Annotated in this window: 14 protein-coding genes; 11 read left to right on the top strand and 3 right to left on the bottom strand. The window is 60.7% G+C overall.

Going from position 1 to position 19,888, the window contains the following annotated elements; all coding sequences use genetic code 11:
- Window positions 1–36: 36 nt before the first annotated feature.
- Window positions 37–873 carry an IS3 family transposase gene (locus BFQ04_RS09385; protein ID WP_065949523.1) on the bottom strand — a complete coding sequence of 279 codons (837 nt, stop codon included), beginning with the start codon at window positions 871–873 and terminating at the stop codon, window positions 37–39.
- Window positions 870–1,172, bottom strand: coding sequence for a transposase (locus tag BFQ04_RS30380; RefSeq protein ID WP_065949522.1), 303 nt, complete (start codon window positions 1,170–1,172; stop codon window positions 870–872). The genes BFQ04_RS09385 and BFQ04_RS30380 overlap by 4 nt, the downstream gene beginning before the upstream one ends.
- 673 nt (window positions 1,173–1,845) lie before the next feature.
- On the opposite strand from BFQ04_RS30380, the gene BFQ04_RS09375 reads away from it, so the two are divergent.
- The 6 genes from BFQ04_RS09375 (at window position 1,846) to argR (ending at window position 7,198) form a co-directional block, all read left to right on the top strand.
- Entirely contained in the window at window positions 1,846–2,631 is a 786-nt protein-coding gene (locus tag BFQ04_RS09375) for an ABC transporter substrate-binding protein (RefSeq protein WP_065950569.1), read from the top strand.
- Window positions 2,632–2,723: 92 nt separating this feature from the next.
- Window positions 2,724–3,413: an ABC transporter permease gene (locus BFQ04_RS09370; protein ID WP_032886746.1), complete on the top strand. Its 690-nt coding sequence runs from the start codon at window positions 2,724–2,726 to the stop codon at window positions 3,411–3,413.
- Window positions 3,410–4,108, top strand: a complete 699-nt coding sequence (locus tag BFQ04_RS09365; RefSeq protein ID WP_065950568.1) for an ABC transporter permease — start codon at window positions 3,410–3,412, stop codon at window positions 4,106–4,108. The genes BFQ04_RS09370 and BFQ04_RS09365 overlap by 4 nt, the downstream gene beginning before the upstream one ends.
- A gap of 1 nt (window position 4,109) precedes the next feature.
- Window positions 4,110–5,222 carry a succinylglutamate desuccinylase/aspartoacylase family protein gene (locus tag BFQ04_RS09360; RefSeq protein ID WP_065950567.1) on the top strand — a complete coding sequence of 371 codons (1,113 nt, stop codon included), beginning with the start codon at window positions 4,110–4,112 and terminating at the stop codon, window positions 5,220–5,222.
- A 27-nt stretch (window positions 5,223–5,249) separates the two neighbouring features.
- Window positions 5,250–6,014, top strand: a complete 765-nt coding sequence (locus tag BFQ04_RS09355; RefSeq protein ID WP_065950566.1) for an ABC transporter ATP-binding protein — start codon at window positions 5,250–5,252, stop codon at window positions 6,012–6,014.
- Window positions 6,015–6,217: 203 nt separating this feature from the next.
- The gene (gene argR, locus BFQ04_RS09350) at window positions 6,218–7,198 is read left to right on the top strand and encodes a transcriptional regulator ArgR (protein WP_065950565.1); all 981 of its coding nucleotides are present in this window, start codon (window positions 6,218–6,220) and stop codon (window positions 7,196–7,198) included.
- A gap of 8 nt (window positions 7,199–7,206) precedes the next feature.
- Here the strand turns inward: argR and BFQ04_RS09345 are convergent, their stop codons facing one another.
- On the bottom strand, window positions 7,207–13,092 hold the full coding sequence (locus BFQ04_RS09345; protein ID WP_065950564.1) for a dermonecrotic toxin domain-containing protein: 5,886 nt from the start codon (window positions 13,090–13,092) through the stop codon (window positions 7,207–7,209).
- Between the two features lie 295 nt (window positions 13,093–13,387).
- On the opposite strand from BFQ04_RS09345, the gene BFQ04_RS09340 reads away from it, so the two are divergent.
- The 5 genes from BFQ04_RS09340 to astB all read left to right on the top strand — a co-directional run bounded on the left by BFQ04_RS09340 (window position 13,388) and on the right by astB (window position 19,873).
- Complete coding sequence (locus BFQ04_RS09340; RefSeq protein WP_065950563.1) at window positions 13,388–14,608, top strand: aspartate aminotransferase family protein; 1,221 nt, start codon at window positions 13,388–13,390, stop codon at window positions 14,606–14,608.
- 199 nt (window positions 14,609–14,807) lie between these two features.
- Window positions 14,808–15,827 carry an arginine/ornithine succinyltransferase subunit alpha gene (aruF, locus tag BFQ04_RS09335; protein WP_065950562.1) on the top strand — a complete coding sequence of 340 codons (1,020 nt, stop codon included), beginning with the start codon at window positions 14,808–14,810 and terminating at the stop codon, window positions 15,825–15,827.
- A gap of 51 nt (window positions 15,828–15,878) precedes the next feature.
- On the top strand, window positions 15,879–16,904 hold the full coding sequence (gene astA / locus BFQ04_RS09330; protein WP_065950561.1) for an arginine N-succinyltransferase: 1,026 nt from the start codon (window positions 15,879–15,881) through the stop codon (window positions 16,902–16,904).
- The gene (astD, locus tag BFQ04_RS09325; RefSeq protein ID WP_175413268.1) at window positions 16,901–18,370 is read left to right on the top strand and encodes a succinylglutamate-semialdehyde dehydrogenase; all 1,470 of its coding nucleotides are present in this window, start codon (window positions 16,901–16,903) and stop codon (window positions 18,368–18,370) included. Before astA ends, astD begins: the two co-directional genes overlap by 4 nt.
- Before the next feature lie 156 nt (window positions 18,371–18,526).
- Window positions 18,527–19,873 (top strand): N-succinylarginine dihydrolase, encoded by a 1,347-nt coding sequence (astB, locus tag BFQ04_RS09320; protein ID WP_065950559.1) that lies wholly within the window; start codon window positions 18,527–18,529, stop codon window positions 19,871–19,873.
- Window positions 19,874–19,888: the final 15 nt, after the last annotated feature.

The following is a 19,888-nucleotide window of genomic DNA, read 5'->3' as shown; positions in this document are numbered from 1 at the left end:
TGAACTGGTCAAGTAATCTTGGACACTGATTAAGGTTCACGCCGCCAACCTTTCCTTCACGACCGGCGACCGGTAGTCGTTGTAGCTATGAGGCCTGCTGATGTTGTAGCGCGAGACATAGCGCTGCACGTCTGCTCGGGCCTCATGTTCCAGTTTGTAGCCCGTTTCAGGCACCCACTCTGATTTCAAGCTGCCAAAGAAACGCTCCATCGGGGCGTTGTCCCAGCATTCGCCTTTACGGCTCATACTCTGCCTAAACCCCTGTTTCAGCAGCTCGTTTCGGAATTTATGACTGGTGTACTGACAACCTTGGTCAGAATGAAACAACACATCCTGGGGATGGCCGCGTAGCTCAACCGCCATGCGTAGCGCTTCGCAGGTCAGGTTGGCATCAGAAATCATCGAGAACGACCAGCCCACGATCCTGCGAGCGTACAAATCCAGAACGGCGGCGAAGTACATCCACCGCTTGCCGACCTTGATATATGTCACGTCGCCACACCACACCTGATTAACCGCCGTCACATCAAATTTTCGCTTGAGCACGTGCGGCGCCACCAAGGCCTCCACGCCCGGCGACCTGTACTTATGGCGCCTGCGCTGACGGCTGGCGATGCCAGCTTCGCGCATCAAACTGCGAGCCATATAACGCCCGATACGATGCCCTTTGGCTTGTAGCTCCTTGGACAACGTACGTGCACCGGCCGACTCTCTGGACGCCTTGTGGTGCCTGACCAGCGCGGCTTTGAGCTTATCCCTCTCAGGATTTGCTCTGCCTTGGCGCTGGCGCCAGGCGTAGAAGCTACTGCGGTTGACCCCAAACGCCTGGCAACACCTTTTAACGCCGTACTGCTCGTCCAGCTCATCGATCAACGTGAATGATCTTTGGCGTCCAAAAGCAGGAGAGCACTGGCCTTTTTTAGAATTTCGATATCCAGGTCTTTCTCTCTGAGCAGAGCTTTGAGCCTCTGGATTTCTCGTTGATCAGCAGTAATCGCCTTGGCCCCTACCGGGGTCGAGCCCAAGCGTTCTTTTTGCACTTGATCGACCCAGCGGCGCAGGGCTGTGGGGCCGATATCCAGGGTGGCACACACCTCGGTAACCGGCTGACCTTCATCCAACACCATGCTGGCAGCCTTGAGCTTGAACTCACTCGAATAAGATTTACGCATAACCAAACACCTCAGATTTGGGCGCTATCATAGCGCCCGATTGAAGTGTCCAAAATCATTAGGCCAGTTCAGCTTGCCCCCGATGGCGGTGGGTCAGTGGAGCCTGTATCAGCTGGCACACCGCTATCGGGGGCAAGCCCCCTCCCACATTTGGATTGCATTTCAAGTCCTGTACAGAGGGTGGTCTGACAGGTCTGCATAACCAGCAAGCCAATAAATATCGGTTTACGCAGTAGGACGTTTCTGAATGTTACCGGTGGGCGCAAATGTGTAACCCTTCGCTCAGGTATGAGGCAAACAGCTACGCCCGCGTCTCGAAAAACTGCGTTTCAGAGACCCCGGGAAATAAGATTAAACGCCACACTTGCCGTGCCAGAAGGGTTTGCGAATAATAGGCCCGCAATTTGCAGCATTAGCTGGTTTAATATCTTTTGCCTCTGCATAAAATCCAGAGGCTGTCAATGGGCTGGAACCGCTTTCTCGGTGCTTCTGTAAATTGTTGTCGCATTGAGGAAATATCGGCTTTCCGCCTGTCGTTAGAATGCCGATCACTCGCTCGTCGTCGCTGGCACTCTCTGGCGCAGGACGCTGCAACGCTATTCGGTTTCACCTTCGCCGCATCGTGGGCCATGGCTCATACTGCTGTTTTGCCCTATACCGATGGAGTCCCAAGATGAAGAAACTCGTGCTGTTGGGCGCCCTGGCGCTGTCCGTGCTGTCCATGCAGGCTTTCGCCGAAGGCAAGCCACTGAAGATTGGTATTGAAGCAGCTTACCCTCCGTTTGCCTCGAAGGCGCCGGATGGCAGCATCGTCGGCTTTGACTACGACATCGGCAACGCCCTGTGCAAGCAGATGGACGTGAAGTGCACCTGGGTCGAGCAGGAATTCGACGGCCTGATCCCGGCACTGAAGGTGCGCAAGATCGACGCGATCCTGTCGTCCATGTCCATCACTGAAGACCGCAAGAAGTCCGTCGACTTCACCAACCGCTACTACCTGACCCCGGCGCGCCTGGTGTTGAAGGAAGGCACCACGGTCAGCGATAGCCTGGATGAACTCAAGGGCAAGAAGATCGGTGTGCAGCGCGGTTCGATCCACGACCGCTTCGCCAAGGAAGTCCTGGCTCCCAAAGGCGCCACCGTTGTGCCTTACAGCTCGCAGAACGAAATCTACCTGGATGTGGAAGCCGGTCGCCTCGACGGCACTGTGGCTGACGCTACCCTGCTGCAGGAAGGTTTCCTCGACACGCCAGCCGGTAAAGGCTACGCGTTCACCGGCCCGGCCTTCACAGACGCCAAATACTTTGGCGACGGCATAGGCATCGCGGTACGCAAAGGCGACAAGGAAAACCTGGACCGTATCAACGCGGCTATCACCGCGATCCGTGCCAACGGCGAGTACAAGAAAATCCAGGACAAGTACTTCAACTTCGACATTTACGGGCCAGAAGCCAAGTAAATCGTCGCGGCGGTCTGTCTGAAATGGCGCAAGCAACAGAACACTCTGAAGTTTGCGCCATTTTTTCATCCCCCTTTTCGAGGACCTGAATCATGTTGAAAGGCTACGGGGCCGTTATCCTCGATGGCGCATGGTTGACGCTTCAGCTCGCCTTGTCGTCAATGGCGCTGGCCATTGTTCTGGGTCTGATCGGGGTCGCCTTACGCCTGTCGCCGGTGCGCTGGTTGGCCTGGCTGGGTGACTTGTACTCCACGGTGATCCGCGGGATCCCCGACCTGGTGCTGATCCTGCTGATTTTCTACGGCGGTCAGGACCTGCTCAACCGCGTCGCGCCGATGCTCGGCTACGACGACTATATCGACCTGAACCCCTTGGCCGCCGGTATCGGCACCCTGGGTTTCATCTTTGGCGCCTATCTGTCGGAAACGTTTCGTGGCGCCTTCATGGCCATTCCCAAGGGGCAGGCTGAAGCCGGCCTGGCGTATGGCATGAGCAGCTTCCAGGTGTTTTTCCGGGTGATGGTGCCGCAGATGATTCGGCTGGCGATCCCCGGTTTCACCAACAACTGGCTGGTGCTCACCAAGGCCACCGCGCTGATTTCGGTGGTGGGCCTGCAAGACATGATGTTCAAGGCCAAGCAGGCGGCCGATGCCACCCGCGAGCCTTTTACCTTCTTCCTCGCCGTGGCGGCGATGTACCTGGTGATCACCAGCGTGTCATTGCTTGCCCTGCGTTATCTTGAGAAGCGCTACTCGGTAGGCGTAAGGGCGGCTGATCTATGATCTTCGACTACAACGTCATCTGGGAGGCCATGCCGCTGTACCTTGGCGGCCTGCTGACCACCCTCAAACTGCTCGCCATCGCGCTGTTCTTCGGCCTGCTCGCCGCCTTGCCCCTGGGCCTGATGCGCGTGTCCAAGCAGCCAATCGTCAATGGCGCGGCGTGGCTGTACACCTATGTGATTCGCGGCACGCCGATGCTGGTGCAGTTGTTCCTGATCTACTACGGGCTGGCCCAATTCGAAACCGTGCGTGAAAGCTTCCTGTGGCCGCTGCTGTCCAGCGCCACCTTCTGCGCGTGCCTGGCGTTTGCGATCAACACCAGCGCCTACACCGCCGAGATCATCGCCGGCAGCCTCAAGGCCACGCCCAATGGCGAGATCGAAGCAGCCAAGGCCATGGGCATGTCGCGCTACAAGCTGTACCGCCGCATTCTGCTGCCGTCGGCCCTGCGCCGCGCGCTGCCGCAGTACAGCAACGAAGTGATCATGATGCTGCAGACCACCAGCCTGGCCTCCATCGTCACCTTGATTGATATCACCGGCGCCGCGCGCACGGTGAACGCCCAGTACTACCTGCCGTTCGAAGCCTATATCACCGCCGGCGTGTTCTACCTGTGCCTGACGTTCATCCTGGTGCGCCTGTTCAAGTTGGCCGAACGCCGCTGGCTGAGCTACCTGGCTCCACGGAAGCATTGATATGGAACGTATCGATCACCTGTTGCCCTGGGGCCACCTGGGCTGTGAACGCCAGCTGAGCGTGTTTCGTTTCGGCCGTGGCGAGCGCAAGGCATATATCCAGGCCAGCCTGCACGCCGATGAGTTACCCGGCATGCGCGCGGCCTGGGAGCTGAAAAAGCGCCTCACCGAACTGGAACAGCAAGGCGCGCTTAACGGCGTGATCGAGTTGGTACCGGTGGCCAACCCGATGGGCCTGGGCCAGTTGCTGCAAGGCAGCCACCAGGGCCGTTTCGAGGTGGGCAGCGGCAAGAATTTCAACCGTGATTTCGTGGAGTTGAGCGCGCCGGTCACCGAGCTGCTCAAAGGCAAATTGGGCGATGACCCCCACGCCAACGTGCGCATGATTCGCCAGGCCATGAGCGATGTGCTCAGTGCCTTGCCCGCGCCGAGCAGCCAGTTGCAAGGCATGCAACGTATTCTGCTCAGCCACGCCTGCAACGCCGATGTGGTGCTCGACCTGCATTGCGACGCCGAGGCCGCACTGCACATGTACGCACTGCCCCAGCACTGGCCACAGTGGCGCTCGCTGTCGGCGCATTTGAATGTGAAGGTCGGCCTGCTCGCGGAAGATTCCGGTGGCAGCTCGTTCGATGAAGCCTGTTCGTTGCCGTGGCTGCGTCTGTCGCGCACGTTTCCCGACGCACAGATTCCGCTGGCCTGTCTGGCGACGACGCTGGAGTTGGGCGGCCAGGCTGACACCGGTCGCAATGAGGCGATCTTCCACGCTGAAGGCATCCTGGCGTTTCTTGCCGAACAAGGCCTGATCAAGGGCGAATGGCCGGCACCGCAACACGAAGCGTGCGAAGGCATGCCGTTCGAAGGCACCGAATTGCTGTTCGCCCCCCACGCCGGAGTGATCAGTTACCTGCGTAAGGCCGGTGACTGGGTCGAGCAGGGCGAACCCATTTTTGAAGTGATTGATCCCCTGGCAGACCACGTGAGCATTGTTTGCGCGGGTACGTCCGGGGTGTTGTTTGCCGTTGAACGGCTGCGTTATGCCCAAGCGGGTTTCTGGCTGGCCAAGGTGGCGGGGCGCGAAGCGCTGCGTCACGGGCGCTTGCTCAACGACTGACCACCTGTTTTTGTGAGAACCGACCGCATGTACAAGCTTGAAGTCCAAGACCTGCATAAACGCTATGGCAGTCATGAAGTGCTCAAAGGCGTGTCCCTGGTCGCCGCAGCCGGTGATGTGATCAGCATTATCGGCTCCAGTGGCTCGGGCAAAAGTACCTTTTTGCGCTGCATCAACTTGCTGGAGCAGCCCCACGCCGGCAAGATCCTGCTCAATAACGAAGAGCTGAAACTGGTCGCCAACAAAGACGGCGCCATGAAGGCTGCCGACCCTAAACAACTGCAGCGCATGCGTTCGCGCCTGTCCATGGTGTTCCAGCATTTCAACCTGTGGTCGCACATGACTGCGCTTGAAAACGTGATGGAAGCCCCGGTGCATGTGTTGGGCATGTCGAAGAAAGACGCGCGTGAAAAAGCCGAGCATTACCTGGCCAAGGTCGGTGTGGGTCATCGTAAGGATGCCTTCCCAGGCCATATGTCCGGTGGCGAGCAGCAGCGCGTGGCGATTGCCCGTGCCCTGGCGATGGAGCCGGAGGTGATGCTGTTCGACGAACCGACGTCGGCGCTCGACCCTGAGTTGGTCGGTGAAGTGCTCAAAGTGATGCAGGACCTGGCCCAGGAAGGCCGCACCATGGTGGTGGTGACCCATGAAATGGGCTTTGCCCGTGAAGTGTCGAACCAGTTGGTGTTTTTGCACAAAGGCATTGTCGAAGAGCGTGGTAATCCTCGCGAAGTGCTGGTGAACCCGCAGTCCGAGCGCCTTCAGCAGTTCCTCTCCGGCAGCTTGAAATAGTCCTTTCCTGTTGGAGCTGCTTTATGTGGGAGGGGGCTTGCCCCCGATGACGGTGTGTCAGTCAGTACATGTGGATCTGATACACCGCTATCGGGGCAAGCCCCCTCCCACATTTGATCGCCATTGTTTTTGAGATTTGTGTTGGTTTACCGGCTAGCATTGGCCTCTGTCTTCATTACTGTTTTCGTTCCGGATAGCACTCCATGACCGCCCATAAAATTGGTTTCCTGATTTGGCCCAGCACAAAAGCACTCACGCTTGCGCTGGCTGAGGAGGCCTTGCGCGTTGCTCAGCGGGTGCATCCGGAGGTGGTCTACGAGTTGTCATTCCTGCTCGCCGAGCCTGCCGCCGAAGGCGCCTGGCAACTGCCGGGCGAGCCGTGGGCCGGCAAGCTCGAAGGTTTTCAGAAGCTGTTCCTGTTGGCGGATGAGCCGCCCACTGTGATCGCTTCCCAGCTCAGTACCGCGCTCAAGCAGCTTGTCCGGGCGGGGTGTGTGATCGGTGGTCTGTCCGCCGGAGTGTACCCGCTGGCCCAGCTTGGCCTGTTGGATGGCTACCGCGCTGCCGTGCATTGGCGCTGGCAGGATGATTTTGCCGAACGCTTCCCCAAGGTCATCGCCACCAGCCATCTGTTTGACTGGGACCGTGATCGCCTGACCGCCTGCGGTGGCATGTCGGTACTCGACCTGCTGCTGGCAGTGCTGGCCCGTGACCACGGTGCCGAGCTGGCTGGTGCGGTCTCGGAAGAGCTGGTGGTGGAGCGCATCCGCGAAGGTGGCGAGCGCCAGCGCATCCCGCTGCAAAACCGCCTGGGCTCCAGCCATCCGAAGCTGACCCAGGCGGTTTTGTTGATGGAAGCCAACATCGAAGAGCCGTTGACCACGGACGAAATCGCCCAGCATGTCTGCGTGTCGCGACGACAACTGGAACGGATCTTCAAGCAATACCTCAACCGCGTCCCCAGCCAGTACTACCTGGAGCTGCGCCTGAACAAAGCCCGCCAGATGTTGATGCAAACCAGCAAGTCGATCATCCAGATCGGCTTGTCGTGCGGCTTCTCCTCGGGGCCGCATTTCTCCAGCGCCTACCGCAACTTCTTCGGCGCAACCCCTCGTGAAGATCGCAATCAACGGCGCAGCAGCAGCCCCTTTGAACTGTCTTCGGTGCCGTCCGAGCGCGGCTGATCAACCCGTCAGTCTTCTTCCGGTTCAGGATGAGCCACCACCAGTGGTGTGCCTTGAGCATCCACGGTGGCGGCCGCAACCTGGAAGTCAATGCCTGTGCGTTGGTAATACTGGCGCAGGCGTGCCAGGCTTGCTGGCGATAGCGGGTTAAGGCTCAGGTCGCAGTCCTGGTTGAACACGGTTCGACTGTCCAGCAAGTCCGCCGGTATCTCGCGGATTCCGTTGTTGCTCAAATCCAGCGTGTGCAGCCCATCCACCCGGAACACGCCTTCAGGGGCTTCGCTCAGTGCTGCATTTCTCAGGTGAAGCGAGGCTAGTTGGTGCAGCGAACTGATGTCAGGGGCGAGGCCCAAAGGGTTGTTGCTCAAGTCAAGGAAGTCCAGCTGGTTCAAATGCGCCAGCGCTCCTCGGGTGTCGGGTGTCAAGCGGATTGCGCACTCTTCCATTGCCAGGGTGGACAGCTTGGGCATGTACTGGATCGACTCAGGCAGCGTGCCCAGCGAGCACTTGGTCAGTGTCAGTGATTGCAGGTGCTTGAAACTGCGCAATGTGCCGTCGACGCCAGTTGTGGTGCCGTTACCGATCAGCTCGAACGAGGTCACGTGGTTGAAGTTGGCGTTCAACTGCGGCAAGTCGCCCAATATCGGTGTGTCCGTATGCACCATGTGGCTCGGTTCATCGCCCAGGCTCTCTTCGTCCAGGGCGCTTTCGCGTCGCCAGGCTTGTTCCAGCAACGTCTTGAAGTTCTGTCTCGACAGCTGGTCCAGGGCACGGGTTTGCTCGTCAAGGGGCACATCCAGGATCGGGTGTCGATCCGGCACAGCCTGCACCCACAGTTGCAGGTCGTTACCCAGTTGTTCGTATTCGGCTTCCAGGCGCGTCAAAGTCGGGTCCACCGCTGCCATATCGCCGGGCAGGCGGAAGATAAAACGGTCTGCCTCAGCTTCCAGGAATGTGGGGTATAGCTGTTGCGTACGCAGGCGTTGCTCTGCGGAGGCCTGGGCGGCGAAGCTCTCGCCGGTGCGCTGGCAGTAGGTTTTGATCAAGTCCAGGGTCGGGGGCGTCAACGGGTTGGCGGAAAGGTCCAGTGGGCTGGTGAGTGAGCTCGGCAACGCGAACAGTTCGGCGGGCAGTTGTTCAATGGCGTTTTCGCTCAAGTTCACCGTCTGGCGTGGTGGGTTGCCCAGCAGCTCAAGCGGTATCTCCATTAGTCCGGTGTCTTTCAGTGAGATATGGCTCAAGCCGGGCAGGCGACTGAAGTCCGGGACTTGTCCCAGGGGGTTATGGTCCAGGTTCAAGTACTTGAGGCTGCTCATGCCGTGCAATCCCTCCAGACTGGCGCGGTTCAGCGCGATTGAGCAGCGTGGCAGCCCCAGTATTTCCAGTCCTGGCAGGTTGATCACCGAGGGAGGGATATCCTCGAGCAAGACGTTTTCGATGTCGAGGATCGTCAGGGCCGGAAAGCTGTCGATAAAGGCGGTTGACCCCATCGGGCTCCCGCTGCCTTTGATCGTCAGTGAGCCAATATGTTTGAAACGCGCACTGAGGGTGGGCACTTCGCCCGCGAGAGACTGAGGGATGTCCAGGGTGTGGACAACTTGAGTGTCTTGGGGCAACTCCCGACGCCAGCTTTTTTCGAGCAGCACCTTGAGTGAGTTTCGCCGGTTGCCTTCCACTGACGGTGCCGGGGGTTGCTGTGACCAGTGGTTGAGCTCGAGCTGCAACGTGTCCAATTCACCGGCCAAGCGTGCCAGCTCGCGCCTGCCTGCTTCCAGATCGCCCGGCAGGCTGTAGATGAGCCGGTTGATTTGGTTGTCGTCCAGGGAGGGGTACAGCCGTTTTGCATCGTGCACATCCACGTCGGGAGCAGTGGCCTCCCAGTAATCTCCGTGCTGCTGGTAGTAGGCTTTGACGCGCTCAAGGGTGGTCGATGACAGCGGGTTGCGAGACAGGTCGAAGGCCACGCTTTTACCCGCTGGCAGAGCGAACAGTGTCGCGGGCAGTTCTTTGATCCGGTTGCCACTGAGAAAGGCCGCATCCAGATTATTGCGGGTGAGCAGACCAGGGGGGAGGCTATCGATGCCGGTGTCGGACAGGTCCAGGGTGTGCAGTTCGGTCATGGCCTCCACGCTGGGTACGCGGCCCAAGGGGTTTTTATACAGGTCCAGGGTTTGCAGTTGGGTCATCGAGGCGAGCCGGGTCTGACTGAGCGGCGTCAGGCTGATTGCGCAGTCGCTCAGGCGCAGTAGTTTCAAGTTGCCCATCTGCAATACAGCCGGTGGCACGTCGCCCAAGGGCAGACTTTCAACGGCCAAATGACGCAGCCGCGCAAAGTAGCCGAGGAACGCGGGTGCCCCCAGCGTGTGGTCGCTGCCCGACAGGGTCAGCATCGATACGTGATCGAAGTTGGCGGACAGCCGGGGCAATTCGCCGCGAATAGGGGTATTCAGGTTCAGCCGGTAACCGTCGAGGGTCGGGTCTTCGAAGTAATCATCGATGGGCAATTCCCTGCGCCAGCAGCGTCTGAGTTCGCGGGCCATGAGCTCGCGATTGCGTTTTTCGTACTCGCGCTGCCGCAAGCTGAGTACAGAGCCGTTCCCGGGGTTCTGAGAGGGAATGTTGCGTTGCCAGCTAGTCAGGTCGCGTTCCAGTTGGTGGTATTCGATGTCCAGCGCTTCCAGGCCGGCAAGTGCACCGCCAGGCTGGGACTGCAAATGGTTCAGCAGGGTGGTCAATTGATGTTCGGCAAGTGCGGGGTACAGGCTGCGCGCGCGTTGGTGCAGGTTTGCAGCGCCCAGGGGCGCGGGCGCCTGGGCGTGATAGCCGTTGTCGGCGCCTAACAGGCGCAGGGTTTCAATGGCCTGTCCGGGCTCATTGTGGGGGGTAAGCAATGCGCGTAGTTCGTTGCGTGGCAGTGGCGCCTGCCGTAGACGCTGCTTGAGTTGTGCGCCCTGGTGAAGGCCCAGGTCGAGTTGATCACGCTGCTTGTCGGGCAGGGCACTTAAAATGGCTGAGTACAGGTCAGTCTCGCTGCCGAGGGCGCCCTGTTCATCGTAGGGCTGGTAGTGACCCGCTTCGGTGCGCACCAACGTGCGATGGATGGGCGCGTCAACCGGGCCGATCCGCAGCCAGGTTGGCCCGGTCAGTGAATCGTGACGGGCCTCGAGCTGTACCTCGCCCGACCAGCCCTTCAGTGTGCGCAGGGAGTTGAGTGCCAGCCGATCGGTGTCCACCGACCCCGGCGCCTTCAGGTGCAGCCCCTCATAGGCACGGTTGACCTTGACTTCATTCCACGCGGCGCGTGCCAGTTCGGCCAGGCGCGGCGGCGTGTTGCGCTCATGCAGCGCTTCAAGCTCTGCGCCGCTCGCCTCGCTCACGAGGGTTTGCGCCACGCTCGCCGGCAACCCGGGCGTGGTGCTGAGCAATTGCTGGGTAAGCGGCTCGGTAGCGGCTTGCAGCGGCGCATACCGCGATTCGAACAACGCGCTGCGCTGGTGATCGGCAATATCCGCCAGCTTATGGCGCAGCAGGTGGGCGCGGCGTTCCAGGCTCAGTTCCGGGTCGCTGGCGCGCTCACCGAACTGCGTGCGGATCTCTTCGGTGGTCAGGCCGCGCAAGACCGTTTTCAGCAAGTCTCCATTGTCCAGCTGGGATTCGTAGACCTGAACCACCGGCATGCGCTTGTCCCCGAATTCCCAGGCGGTCTGACCCTTGTCGTTGACGATGCGCAAGGCTTTGGTGGGCGGCCACGAGCCGTGGGTGGTCAATAGCTGCAAGGTGTCTTGAGGATCAATCTGGTGATACACCGTCGGGTCCTCACTGCGCAGCTGTTCGATGAGCCGTTGGATGTCGCGGTCGATGCGCAGGCGGCTCAAGGTATCGTCCAACAGCGGTGACGGACGTTCGCTGTTGACATGCATTTTGCGTACGACGTGTTCATCCGTACCGCTGATATGCAGAGCCAATTCTCGGTCCGCCTCGCTCAAGCCCTGGACGCTATGGCCTAGCCTGCGCAGCAGCGTGGGTTTGTCCCACTGCAAGGGTTGTTCGAGTTCGGTGTGCCACGCGCCGGCGCGGTTGTGTCGCACGATCGGGCGATAGGCGTCGGCGCGGCTGGGGTGTTTGATCTGGTATAGCTCGCTGTCCGGGGCTTTTTCCACGCTGTACAGTTTGTTTTCCAGCGCCAGGATTGTCTCCCCGCGTGTCTCGTGCAGGCCCAGCTCGTTGATACCCAGGCGCGGTGGTAGCGATGCAGGGTACTCGTAGGGCGTCAGGTCCGGTTTCCAGTAACGCTTGGCATTATTGGCCAGGCTGACGGGTTTGAATGTGTCGATATAGGCGAGTACGTCCTTGGGTAACGCCTTGCGCAACAGGGGCACACCAATCTTGCTGCCCGCGGCAAATGCGCCCAATTGCAGCAGGGACTCCAGCACGCTCATGAGATGACCGAAGGCTTCTTTGCCCTGGCCTTCGGCCCAGTCGACGATCCCTTCGAACACATCATCGAGCAGTTGATAGGCCATGTAGCCAAGCATCAACTCGCCCAGCCCCGGGACAAAGGGGGCTACCACCATCAATGCCGCGTTGAGGATAGAGGATGCAACATCGACGAAGGAGTCCCAAAGTCGCCAGCGTGCCTCGCGATCGACACTGGCGGTGGAAACGGCAAGGGTGCGAGCATCGTTGAGTATCTTGTCGAGCTTTCGCTGATACAGATGCAACCAGGGATCGCCCGTGATCGGCACTGCGTCAAACTGCAGGGTAGGGTTGTCGGTCGGTTTACGGCGCCAGGGGGCCTCGCTGCTGCCCTTGACGGGGGGATGCCAGGTAATGCGCGCCAGGCGCTGGTCCAGGCCGGAAAAAAATACCCCTCGATTGGCGTGGGGCACGAAGCGGCTGAAGAAGGTTTGATAGTCGCGATCACGCAGTTGTCGTATCAGTTCCTGCATGAAGGCCCGCGACGAGGCATATTCCTTGAGTGGGTGCTGTGGATCATCCGGAATGTATGCCACCAGGCGCTGGGCCGACCGGGGCGTTTCCAGGTCGGGGGCAAACAATTGGATCCCCGTGAGCGGAATTTCCATCAGCCTGAAGTCGTGACAGAGCAACGGCTGGCCATCGAGCCTGAGGTGGGATGTGCCCGCGATCAGCCCTTCGATCACGGTGCCGAAGTCCTCGCTGATATCTCCCTGGATACGTGCCAGTTGCAGCGCGACCTGCAGGGCGGCTTTGTGGCTGGCGTCGACCTTCAGGCGCAGTACTGCGGCGGCCACCGGGTTGGACATCCCGAGCGCCTCGTTCAGGTAGCGGGCGTAGAGGGCACCGATATCCAGGTCACGGCACAGGCTGGTAAACGCCGAGATTGACATCACGCGCTTGATTGGCGGCAAGGTGTCGAATTGCCCGCTGGCTGAGGGGCGCGTGATAAAGGTCGAGGCCGGCTCGTAGGCGTCCGCCAGCGTTTCCTTGTGTTCGAAGTTATGCAGGGCGGCGTCGAGCAGCGAGACCGTCCAGGTTCGCGTTGCGCCGGAGTGTATCGAGAACCATGGGATGCGGTCGGGGATATACAGACGCACAAAGGTGGCCTCGACATCCAGTTGCAGGCCGAACTCGGCTTTCAGTGCCTGCTCGAGGATCGGGGTGGCAAAGGTCTTGACGTCCTGCAGGTGTTGCAATGCCCGGTCCACACTGTTTTGTGCATCCCAGTGGGCGCCGGTAAGCCGCTTGAGCGCCGCCCGCTGCTCGACGCTGCCCGGCAGCGGGCGGGGCTGGGTTTTGGCAAGCGCCTGGCGTTTGCTGGCAGAGGCATTGCCGAGCCAGGCGGGCAGGGCGCTGGTCAGCAGTTGGTAGTGGCTGTCAGGCAGGCTGGCATCCGAGAGATCGATGTTGGTCATGAAGCGGGTCCGTACAAGTCATGAAGGCTTGCAGTAAACCCGTCGGTTGCGCGCAGGAGGCTTTAGATAGTTAGGGGGCACAGCCCTTTCACCGGCGGCCCCTGACGCAAAACTGCGGCAGCGTTTAAACTGCGCCATTGCGACGCAATATGTCGCATTGCCGTAAACCCGTGTAAAACCGGGGTTGGCGCTATAAGAAGTTGTCGCTTGGCGACAAGGTGGCGCTCAAAACTGTCCTTACAATCCCTGCATCGCCCGCCAGTTCCAGGCAGGCGTTCCTCTTCAGGAGACTCCGATGTCCGTTGAGCAAGCCCCGGTGCAACGTGCCGATTTCGACCAGGTGATGGTGCCTACCTACGCGCCTGCCGCCTTTATCCCCGTGCGTGGCGCAGGTTCGCGCGTTTGGGACCAGGCCGGTCGCGAGCTGATCGACTTTGCCGGCGGCATCGCGGTTAACGTATTGGGCCATGCGCACCCGGCGCTGGTCGGTGCACTGACCGAACAGGCCAACACGCTGTGGCATGTCTCCAACGTGTTCACCAATGAGCCGGCGCTGCGTCTGGCGCATAAGCTGATCGACGCCACGTTTGCCGAGCGCGTGTTCTTCTGCAACTCCGGCGCCGAAGCCAACGAGGCCGCCTTCAAGCTGGCCCGTCGCGTTGCGTTCGACCGTTTCGGCAGCGAGAAGTACGAGATCATTGCCGCGCTGAACAGTTTCCACGGCCGTACGCTGTTCACCGTCACCGTCGGTGGCCAGTCCAAGTACTCCGATGGTTTCGGGCCTAAAATCACCGGCATCACCCATGTGCCTTATAACGACCTGGCTGCACTGAAGGCCGCTGTGTCGGACAAGACTTGCGCTGTGGTGCTGGAGCCGATCCAGGGTGAAGGCGGTGTATTGCCGGCCGAACTGGCTTACCTGCAAGGCGCCCGCGAACTGTGCGATGCCCACGACGCGCTGTTGGTATTTGACGAAGTGCAAACCGGCATGGGCCGCACCGGTCACCTGTTTGCCTACCAGCATTACGGCGTGACGCCAGACATCCTCACCAGCGCCAAGAGCCTGGGCGGCGGTTTCCCGATTGCCGCGATGCTTACCCGGGAAGATCTGGCCAAGCACTTGGTGGCCGGCACCCACGGCACCACCTATGGCGGTAACCCGCTGGCGTGCGCGGTGGCTGGAGCCGTGATCGACGTGATCAACACCCCCGAAGTGCTGGCCGGCGTGAATGCCAGGCACGCGCTGTTCAAGACGCGCCTGGAGCAGATCGGCACGCAATACGGCATCTTTACGCAAGTGCGCGGCATGGGCTTGCTGATCGGTTGTGTGCTCAGCGATGCGTTCAAAGGCAAGGCCAAGGACGTGTTCAACGCCGCCGAGAAAGAAAACCTGATGATCCTGCAAGCCGGCCCGGACGTGGTGCGTTTTGCGCCAAGCCTGGTGGTGGAAGAGGCGGACATCACGGAAGGGCTGGATCGTTTTGAACGTGCTGTGAAGACGTTGACGCACGCCTGATAGCGACACATTTAGCAGGCCGGACCGGATCAAATGTGGGCGGGGGCTTGCCCCCGATGGCGGTGGATCAGTCACCTGATTTATCAACTGACAAACTGCTATCGGGGGCAAGCCCCCTCCCACATTGGATCTGTGTGAACTCAGATCCTGTGCCCGGTATTTTTCCCTCTATGAGTTTTTCGAGTTAAGGAGTGACACCATGCTGGTGATGCGCCCCGCGCAAATGGCTGACCTGGGCGAGGTACAGCGTCTGGCTGCGGACAGCCCGATTGGTGTCACTTCCTTGCCGGATGATGTGGAACGCCTGAGCGACAAGATCGCCGCCAGTGAAGCCTCGTTCGCGGCCGAAGTGAGTTTCAACGGTGAAGAAAGCTATTTCTTCGTGCTCGAAGACACCGACACCGGCAAGCTCGCCGGCTGCTCGGCCATCGTTGCTTCAGCCGGCTACTCCGAGCCGTTCTACAGTTTTCGTAACGAAACCTTTGTGCACGCCTCCCGCGAGCTGAAGATCCACAACAAGATCCACGTGCTTTCCCAGTGCCACGACCTCACCGGCAATAGCCTGCTCACCAGTTTCTACGTGAAGCCTGCACTGGTCGGTTCGCCGTGGTCGGAACTCAATTCCCGGGGCCGCCTGTTGTTCGTCGCCAGCCACCCCGAACGCTTTGCCGATTCGGTGGTGACCGAGATCGTCGGCTACAGCGACGAAAACGGTGATTCGCCGTTCTGGGATGCCATCGGCCGCAACTTCTTCGACCTCAATTACGCCGCCGCCGAGCGTCTGTGCGGGCTGAAAAGCCGCACCTTCCTCGCCGAGCTGATGCCGCATTACCCGATCTATGTGCCGCTGCTGCCGGACGCAGCCCAGGAAGCCATGGGCCAGGTGCACCCGCGAGCGCAGATCACCTTCGACATCCTGATGCGCGAAGGCTTCGAGACGGATCACTACATCGACATCTTCGACGGCGGCCCGACGCTGCACGCACGGGTGTCGGGCATTCGCTCGATTGCCCAGAGCCGCGTGGTACCGGTGAAAATCGGCGAGATGGTAAGGGGCGTCGGTCGCCAGTACCTGGTGAGCAACGCGCAGTTGCAGGATTACCGTGCGGTGATGCTGGAGCTGGATTACGCGCCGGGCAAGCCGGTGACCCTGGACCTGGCGGCAGCCGAAGCCCTGGGCGTGGGCGAAGGCGCGAGTGTGCGTCTGGTTGCGGTTTAAAAAGAGAGTTTCGCGGGTGGCTGACCACAGCGGCCCGTTCGAGGAGATAGCATGATCGTTCGTCCCGTACGCAGCAGCGATTTACCGGCCCTGATTGACCTGGCGCGCAGCACCGGCACCGGCCTCACCACCTTGCCGGCCAACGAAGAGCGCCTGACCCACCGCGTGGGCTGGGCTGAGAAAACCTTTCGCGGCGAAGCCGGGCGCGGTGATGCGGACTACCTGTTCGTGCTGGAAAACGACGAAGGCCGGGTGGTGGGGATTTCGGCCATCGCCGGCGCCGTCGGCCTGCGCGAGCCCTGGTACAACTTCCGGGTCGGCCTGACGGTCAGCGCCTCCCAGGAGTTGAATATCTACCGCGAAATTCCGACGTTGTTCCTGGCCAACGACCTCACCGGCAATTCCGAGCTGTGTTCGTTGTTCCTGCACGCCGATTACCGCAACGGCCTCAACGGCCGCATGCTGGCCAAGGCGCGCCTGCTGTTTATCGCAGAGTTTGCGCAGCTGTTCGGCAACAAGATCATCGCCGAAATGCGTGGCGTGTCCAACGAAGCAGGGCGCTCGCCGTTCTGGGAAAGCCTGGGTCGACACTTCTTCAAGATGGAGTTCAGCCAGGCCGACTACCTCACCGGCGTGGGCAACAAGGCATTTATCGCCGAGCTGATGCCGAAGTTTCCACTGTACAGCTGCTTTCTCTCCGAAGACGCGCGCAACGTGATCGGCAAGGTGCATCCGGACACCGAGCCGGCGCTGAGCATGCTCAAGAGCGAAGGCTTCAGCTACCAGGGCTATGTGGATATTTTCGACGCAGGCCCGGCGGTGGAGTGTGAAACCAGCAAGATTCGTGCGGTGCGCGACAGCCAGACGCTGGTGCTGGCCATCGGCACCCCGGGAGACGACGCCACGCCGTTCCTGATCCATAACCGCAAACGCGAAGACTGTCGCATCACGGCCGCACCGGCCCGTCTGGCCGCGGGCACGTTGGTGGTCGATCCTCAGACCGCCAAGCGCCTCCAGTTGGTGGTCGGTGATCAAGTGCGTGCTGTTGCGTTGTCTGCTGCTCGGGAGTCGAAATAATGAATTCGTTGTACATCGCAGGTAGCTGGCTGGCCGGCCAGGGTGAATTGTTCGAGTCGCGTAACCCGGTCACCCAGCAAGTGCTGTGGAGCGGCAATGGCGCGACGGCCGAGCAGGTCGAGTCCGCGGTGCAGGCTGCGCGTCAGGCGTTTCCAGGCTGGGCTCGGCAGACGTTGGAAGAGCGCATCGGTGTGCTCGAAACCTTCGCCGCCACGCTGAAAAGCCGCGCCGATGAAATCGCCCGCTGCATCGGTGAGGAAACCGGCAAGCCACTGTGGGAATCGGCGACTGAAGTCACCAGCATGGCCAACAAGATCGCCATCTCGGTGCAAAGTTATCGCGAGCGTACCGGCGAGAAGAGCGGCCCCCTGGGCGACGCCATCGCTGTGCTGCGCCACAAGCCTCACGGTGTGGTGGCGGTGTTCGGCCCCTATAACTTTCCCGGTCACTTGCCGAACGGGCATATTGTCCCGGCGCTGCTGGCGGGTAACACCGTGCTGTTCAAGCCGAGCGAGCTGACGCCGAAAGTTGCCGAGCTGACCGTGCAGTGCTGGGTCGAAGCGGGCTTACCGGCGGGCGTATTGAACCTGCTGCAAGGCGCTCGGGAAACCGGTATCGCGTTGGCGGCCAACCCCGGCATCGACGGTCTGTTCTTCACCGGTTCCAGCCGCACCGGCAACCACCTGCACCAGCAGTTTTCCGGGCGTCCGGACAAGATCCTGGCCCTGGAAATGGGCGGCAATAATCCGCTGGTGGTGGACGAAGTGGCCGATGTGGATGCGGCGGTGTACACCATCATCCAGTCGGCGTTTATCTCCGCCGGCCAGCGCTGCACCTGCGCCCGTCGCTTGCTGGTGCCGGAAGGCGCCTGGGGCGATGCCTTGCTGGCACGTCTGGTGGCGGTCAGCGCGACCCTTTCAGTAGGGGCCTTCGACCAGCAACCGGCGCCATTCATGGGCTCGGTGATTTCCCTGGCAGCCGCCAAAGCACTGATGGACGCTCAGGCACTGATGTTGGCCAATGGCGCCGTGGCGCTGCTGGAAATGACGCAACCCCGTGATCAGGCCGCCTTGCTGACCCCGGGCATCCTCGACGTGACGGCCGTGACCGAGCGCGAAGACGAAGAGCTGTTCGGCCCGCTGTTGCAGGTGATTCGCTATGCGGATTTTGCCGCGGCGATTGCCGAGGCCAACAACACCCAGTACGGCCTGGCCGCGGGCTTGTTGTCGGATTCGCAAGCGCGTTACCAGCAGTTCTGGCTGGAAAGCCGCGCCGGCATCGTCAACTGGAACAAACAACTGACCGGCGCCGCCAGCACCGCGCCGTTTGGCGGGGTCGGGGCCTCGGGTAACCATCGCGCCAGTGCGTATTACGCGGCGGATTATTGTGCGTACCCGGTGGCGTCGCTTGAAACCCCGACGTTGGCGGTGCCCGCCACACTGACCCCCGGCATCACGCTGATTTAAATGTGGGAGGGGGCTTGCTCCCGATGGCGGTGGATCAGTCATCTGATTTATCAACTGACAGACCGCTATCGGTGGCAAGCCCCCTCCCACACTTGATTTGTGGTGTGTTCAAGTAATTTGAAGCCTATAAAAACAGATGTTCGTGGAGCCTCGCCGATGAAATCCTGTGAAGTCAATTTTGACGGTCTAGTGGGGCCGACCCATAACTACGGCGGCTTGTCCTTCGGCAACGTCGCGTCCCAGAGCAACAGCCAGCAGCATTCCAACCCGAAGGAAGCGGCGTTGCAGGGACTGCAAAAAATGAAAGCGCTGATGGACATGGGCTTTGTGCAAGGCGTGCTCGCGCCCCAGGAGCGTCCGGATGTGGCCGCTCTGCGCAACCTCGGTTTCAGCGGCACCGACGCTCAGGTCATCGAACAGGCGGCGAGGCAGGCCATGCCTTTATTGGTGGCGAGCTGTTCGGCGTCGAGCATGTGGGTGGCCAACGCCGCCACCGTCAGCCCCAGCGCCGACACGGCGGATGGCCGTGTGCATTTCACCGCTGCCAACCTCAACTGCAAATACCACCGCAGCATCGAACACCCGACCACCAGCCGCGTGCTGGGGGCGATGTTCGCCGACCAGAAGCACTTCGCCCACCACGCGGCGTTGCCGGCGGTGGCGCAGTTTGGCGATGAGGGCGCGGCCAATCACACGCGCTTTTGCCGTGAGTACGGTGGGGCCGGCGTCGAGTTTTTCGTGTTTGGCCGCAGTGCGTTCGATGCTCGCTACCCGGCCCCGCAAAAGTACCCGGCGCGCCAGACCCTCGAAGCGTCCCAGGCGGTTGCACGTCTGCACGGCCTGAAGGATGACGGCGTGGTTTACGCCCAGCAGAACCCGTCGGTGATCGATGCCGGTGTGTTCCACAACGACGTGATCGCTGTCGGCAACGGCGAGGTGCTGTTCTACCACGAGGACGCGTTCCTCAACACCGAACAGATGCTCGCCGAACTGCAGGGCAAGTTGGGCAAGCTGGGCGGCAACTTCCAGTCCGTGTGTGTGCCGCGTTCCCAGGTCAGCGTCGAGGATGCGGTGCGCTCCTACTTGTTCAACAGCCAACTGCTGACTCGTCCTGACGGCTCGATGCTGCTGATCGTGCCGGAAGAATGCCGCGCCAATCCGCGCGTCTGGGCGTACCTGCAACACCTCACGGCCTGCGGCGGGTTGATCCGCGAAGTGAAGGTGTTCGACCTCAAGCAAAGCATGCAGAACGGCGGCGGCCCGGCGTGCCTGCGTTTGCGTGTGGCGCTGAACGAAACCGAACTGGCGGCGGTGAATCCAGGCGTTATCATGACCGCGCCGCTGTACGACACCCTGACCCAATGGGTCAACAAGCACTACCGCGACAGCCTGCGCGAAACCGACCTGGCTGACCCGCAACTGCTGCTTGAGTGCCGGACGGCACTGGATGAACTGACGCAAATCCTTAAACTGGGCTCGGTTTATCCTTTCCAGATCAATTAACGCCCTACGGCTGAG

This window comes from Pseudomonas sp. 37 R 15, assembly GCF_900004865.1.
GTDB lineage: Bacteria > Pseudomonadota > Gammaproteobacteria > Pseudomonadales > Pseudomonadaceae > Aquipseudomonas > Aquipseudomonas fluorescens_AM.
This window is presented reverse-complemented; position numbering and strand designations above follow the sequence as displayed.

Coding starts and splice junctions, on each gene's coding strand:
- BFQ04_RS30380 (WP_065949522.1), bottom strand. CDS start 1,172: ATGCGTAAATCTTATTCGAGTGAGTTCAAGCTCAAGGCTGCCAGCATG.
- BFQ04_RS09375 (WP_065950569.1), top strand. CDS start 1,846: ATGAAGAAACTCGTGCTGTTGGGCGCCCTGGCGCTGTCCGTGCTGTCC.
- BFQ04_RS09370 (WP_032886746.1), top strand. CDS start 2,724: ATGTTGAAAGGCTACGGGGCCGTTATCCTCGATGGCGCATGGTTGACG.
- BFQ04_RS09365 (WP_065950568.1), top strand. CDS start 3,410: ATGATCTTCGACTACAACGTCATCTGGGAGGCCATGCCGCTGTACCTT.
- BFQ04_RS09360 (WP_065950567.1), top strand. CDS start 4,110: ATGGAACGTATCGATCACCTGTTGCCCTGGGGCCACCTGGGCTGTGAA.
- BFQ04_RS09355 (WP_065950566.1), top strand. CDS start 5,250: ATGTACAAGCTTGAAGTCCAAGACCTGCATAAACGCTATGGCAGTCAT.
- argR (WP_065950565.1), top strand. CDS start 6,218: ATGACCGCCCATAAAATTGGTTTCCTGATTTGGCCCAGCACAAAAGCA.
- BFQ04_RS09345 (WP_065950564.1), bottom strand. CDS start 13,092: ATGACCAACATCGATCTCTCGGATGCCAGCCTGCCTGACAGCCACTAC.
- BFQ04_RS09340 (WP_065950563.1), top strand. CDS start 13,388: ATGTCCGTTGAGCAAGCCCCGGTGCAACGTGCCGATTTCGACCAGGTG.
- aruF (WP_065950562.1), top strand. CDS start 14,808: ATGCTGGTGATGCGCCCCGCGCAAATGGCTGACCTGGGCGAGGTACAG.
- astA (WP_065950561.1), top strand. CDS start 15,879: ATGATCGTTCGTCCCGTACGCAGCAGCGATTTACCGGCCCTGATTGAC.
- astB (WP_065950559.1), top strand. CDS start 18,527: ATGAAATCCTGTGAAGTCAATTTTGACGGTCTAGTGGGGCCGACCCAT.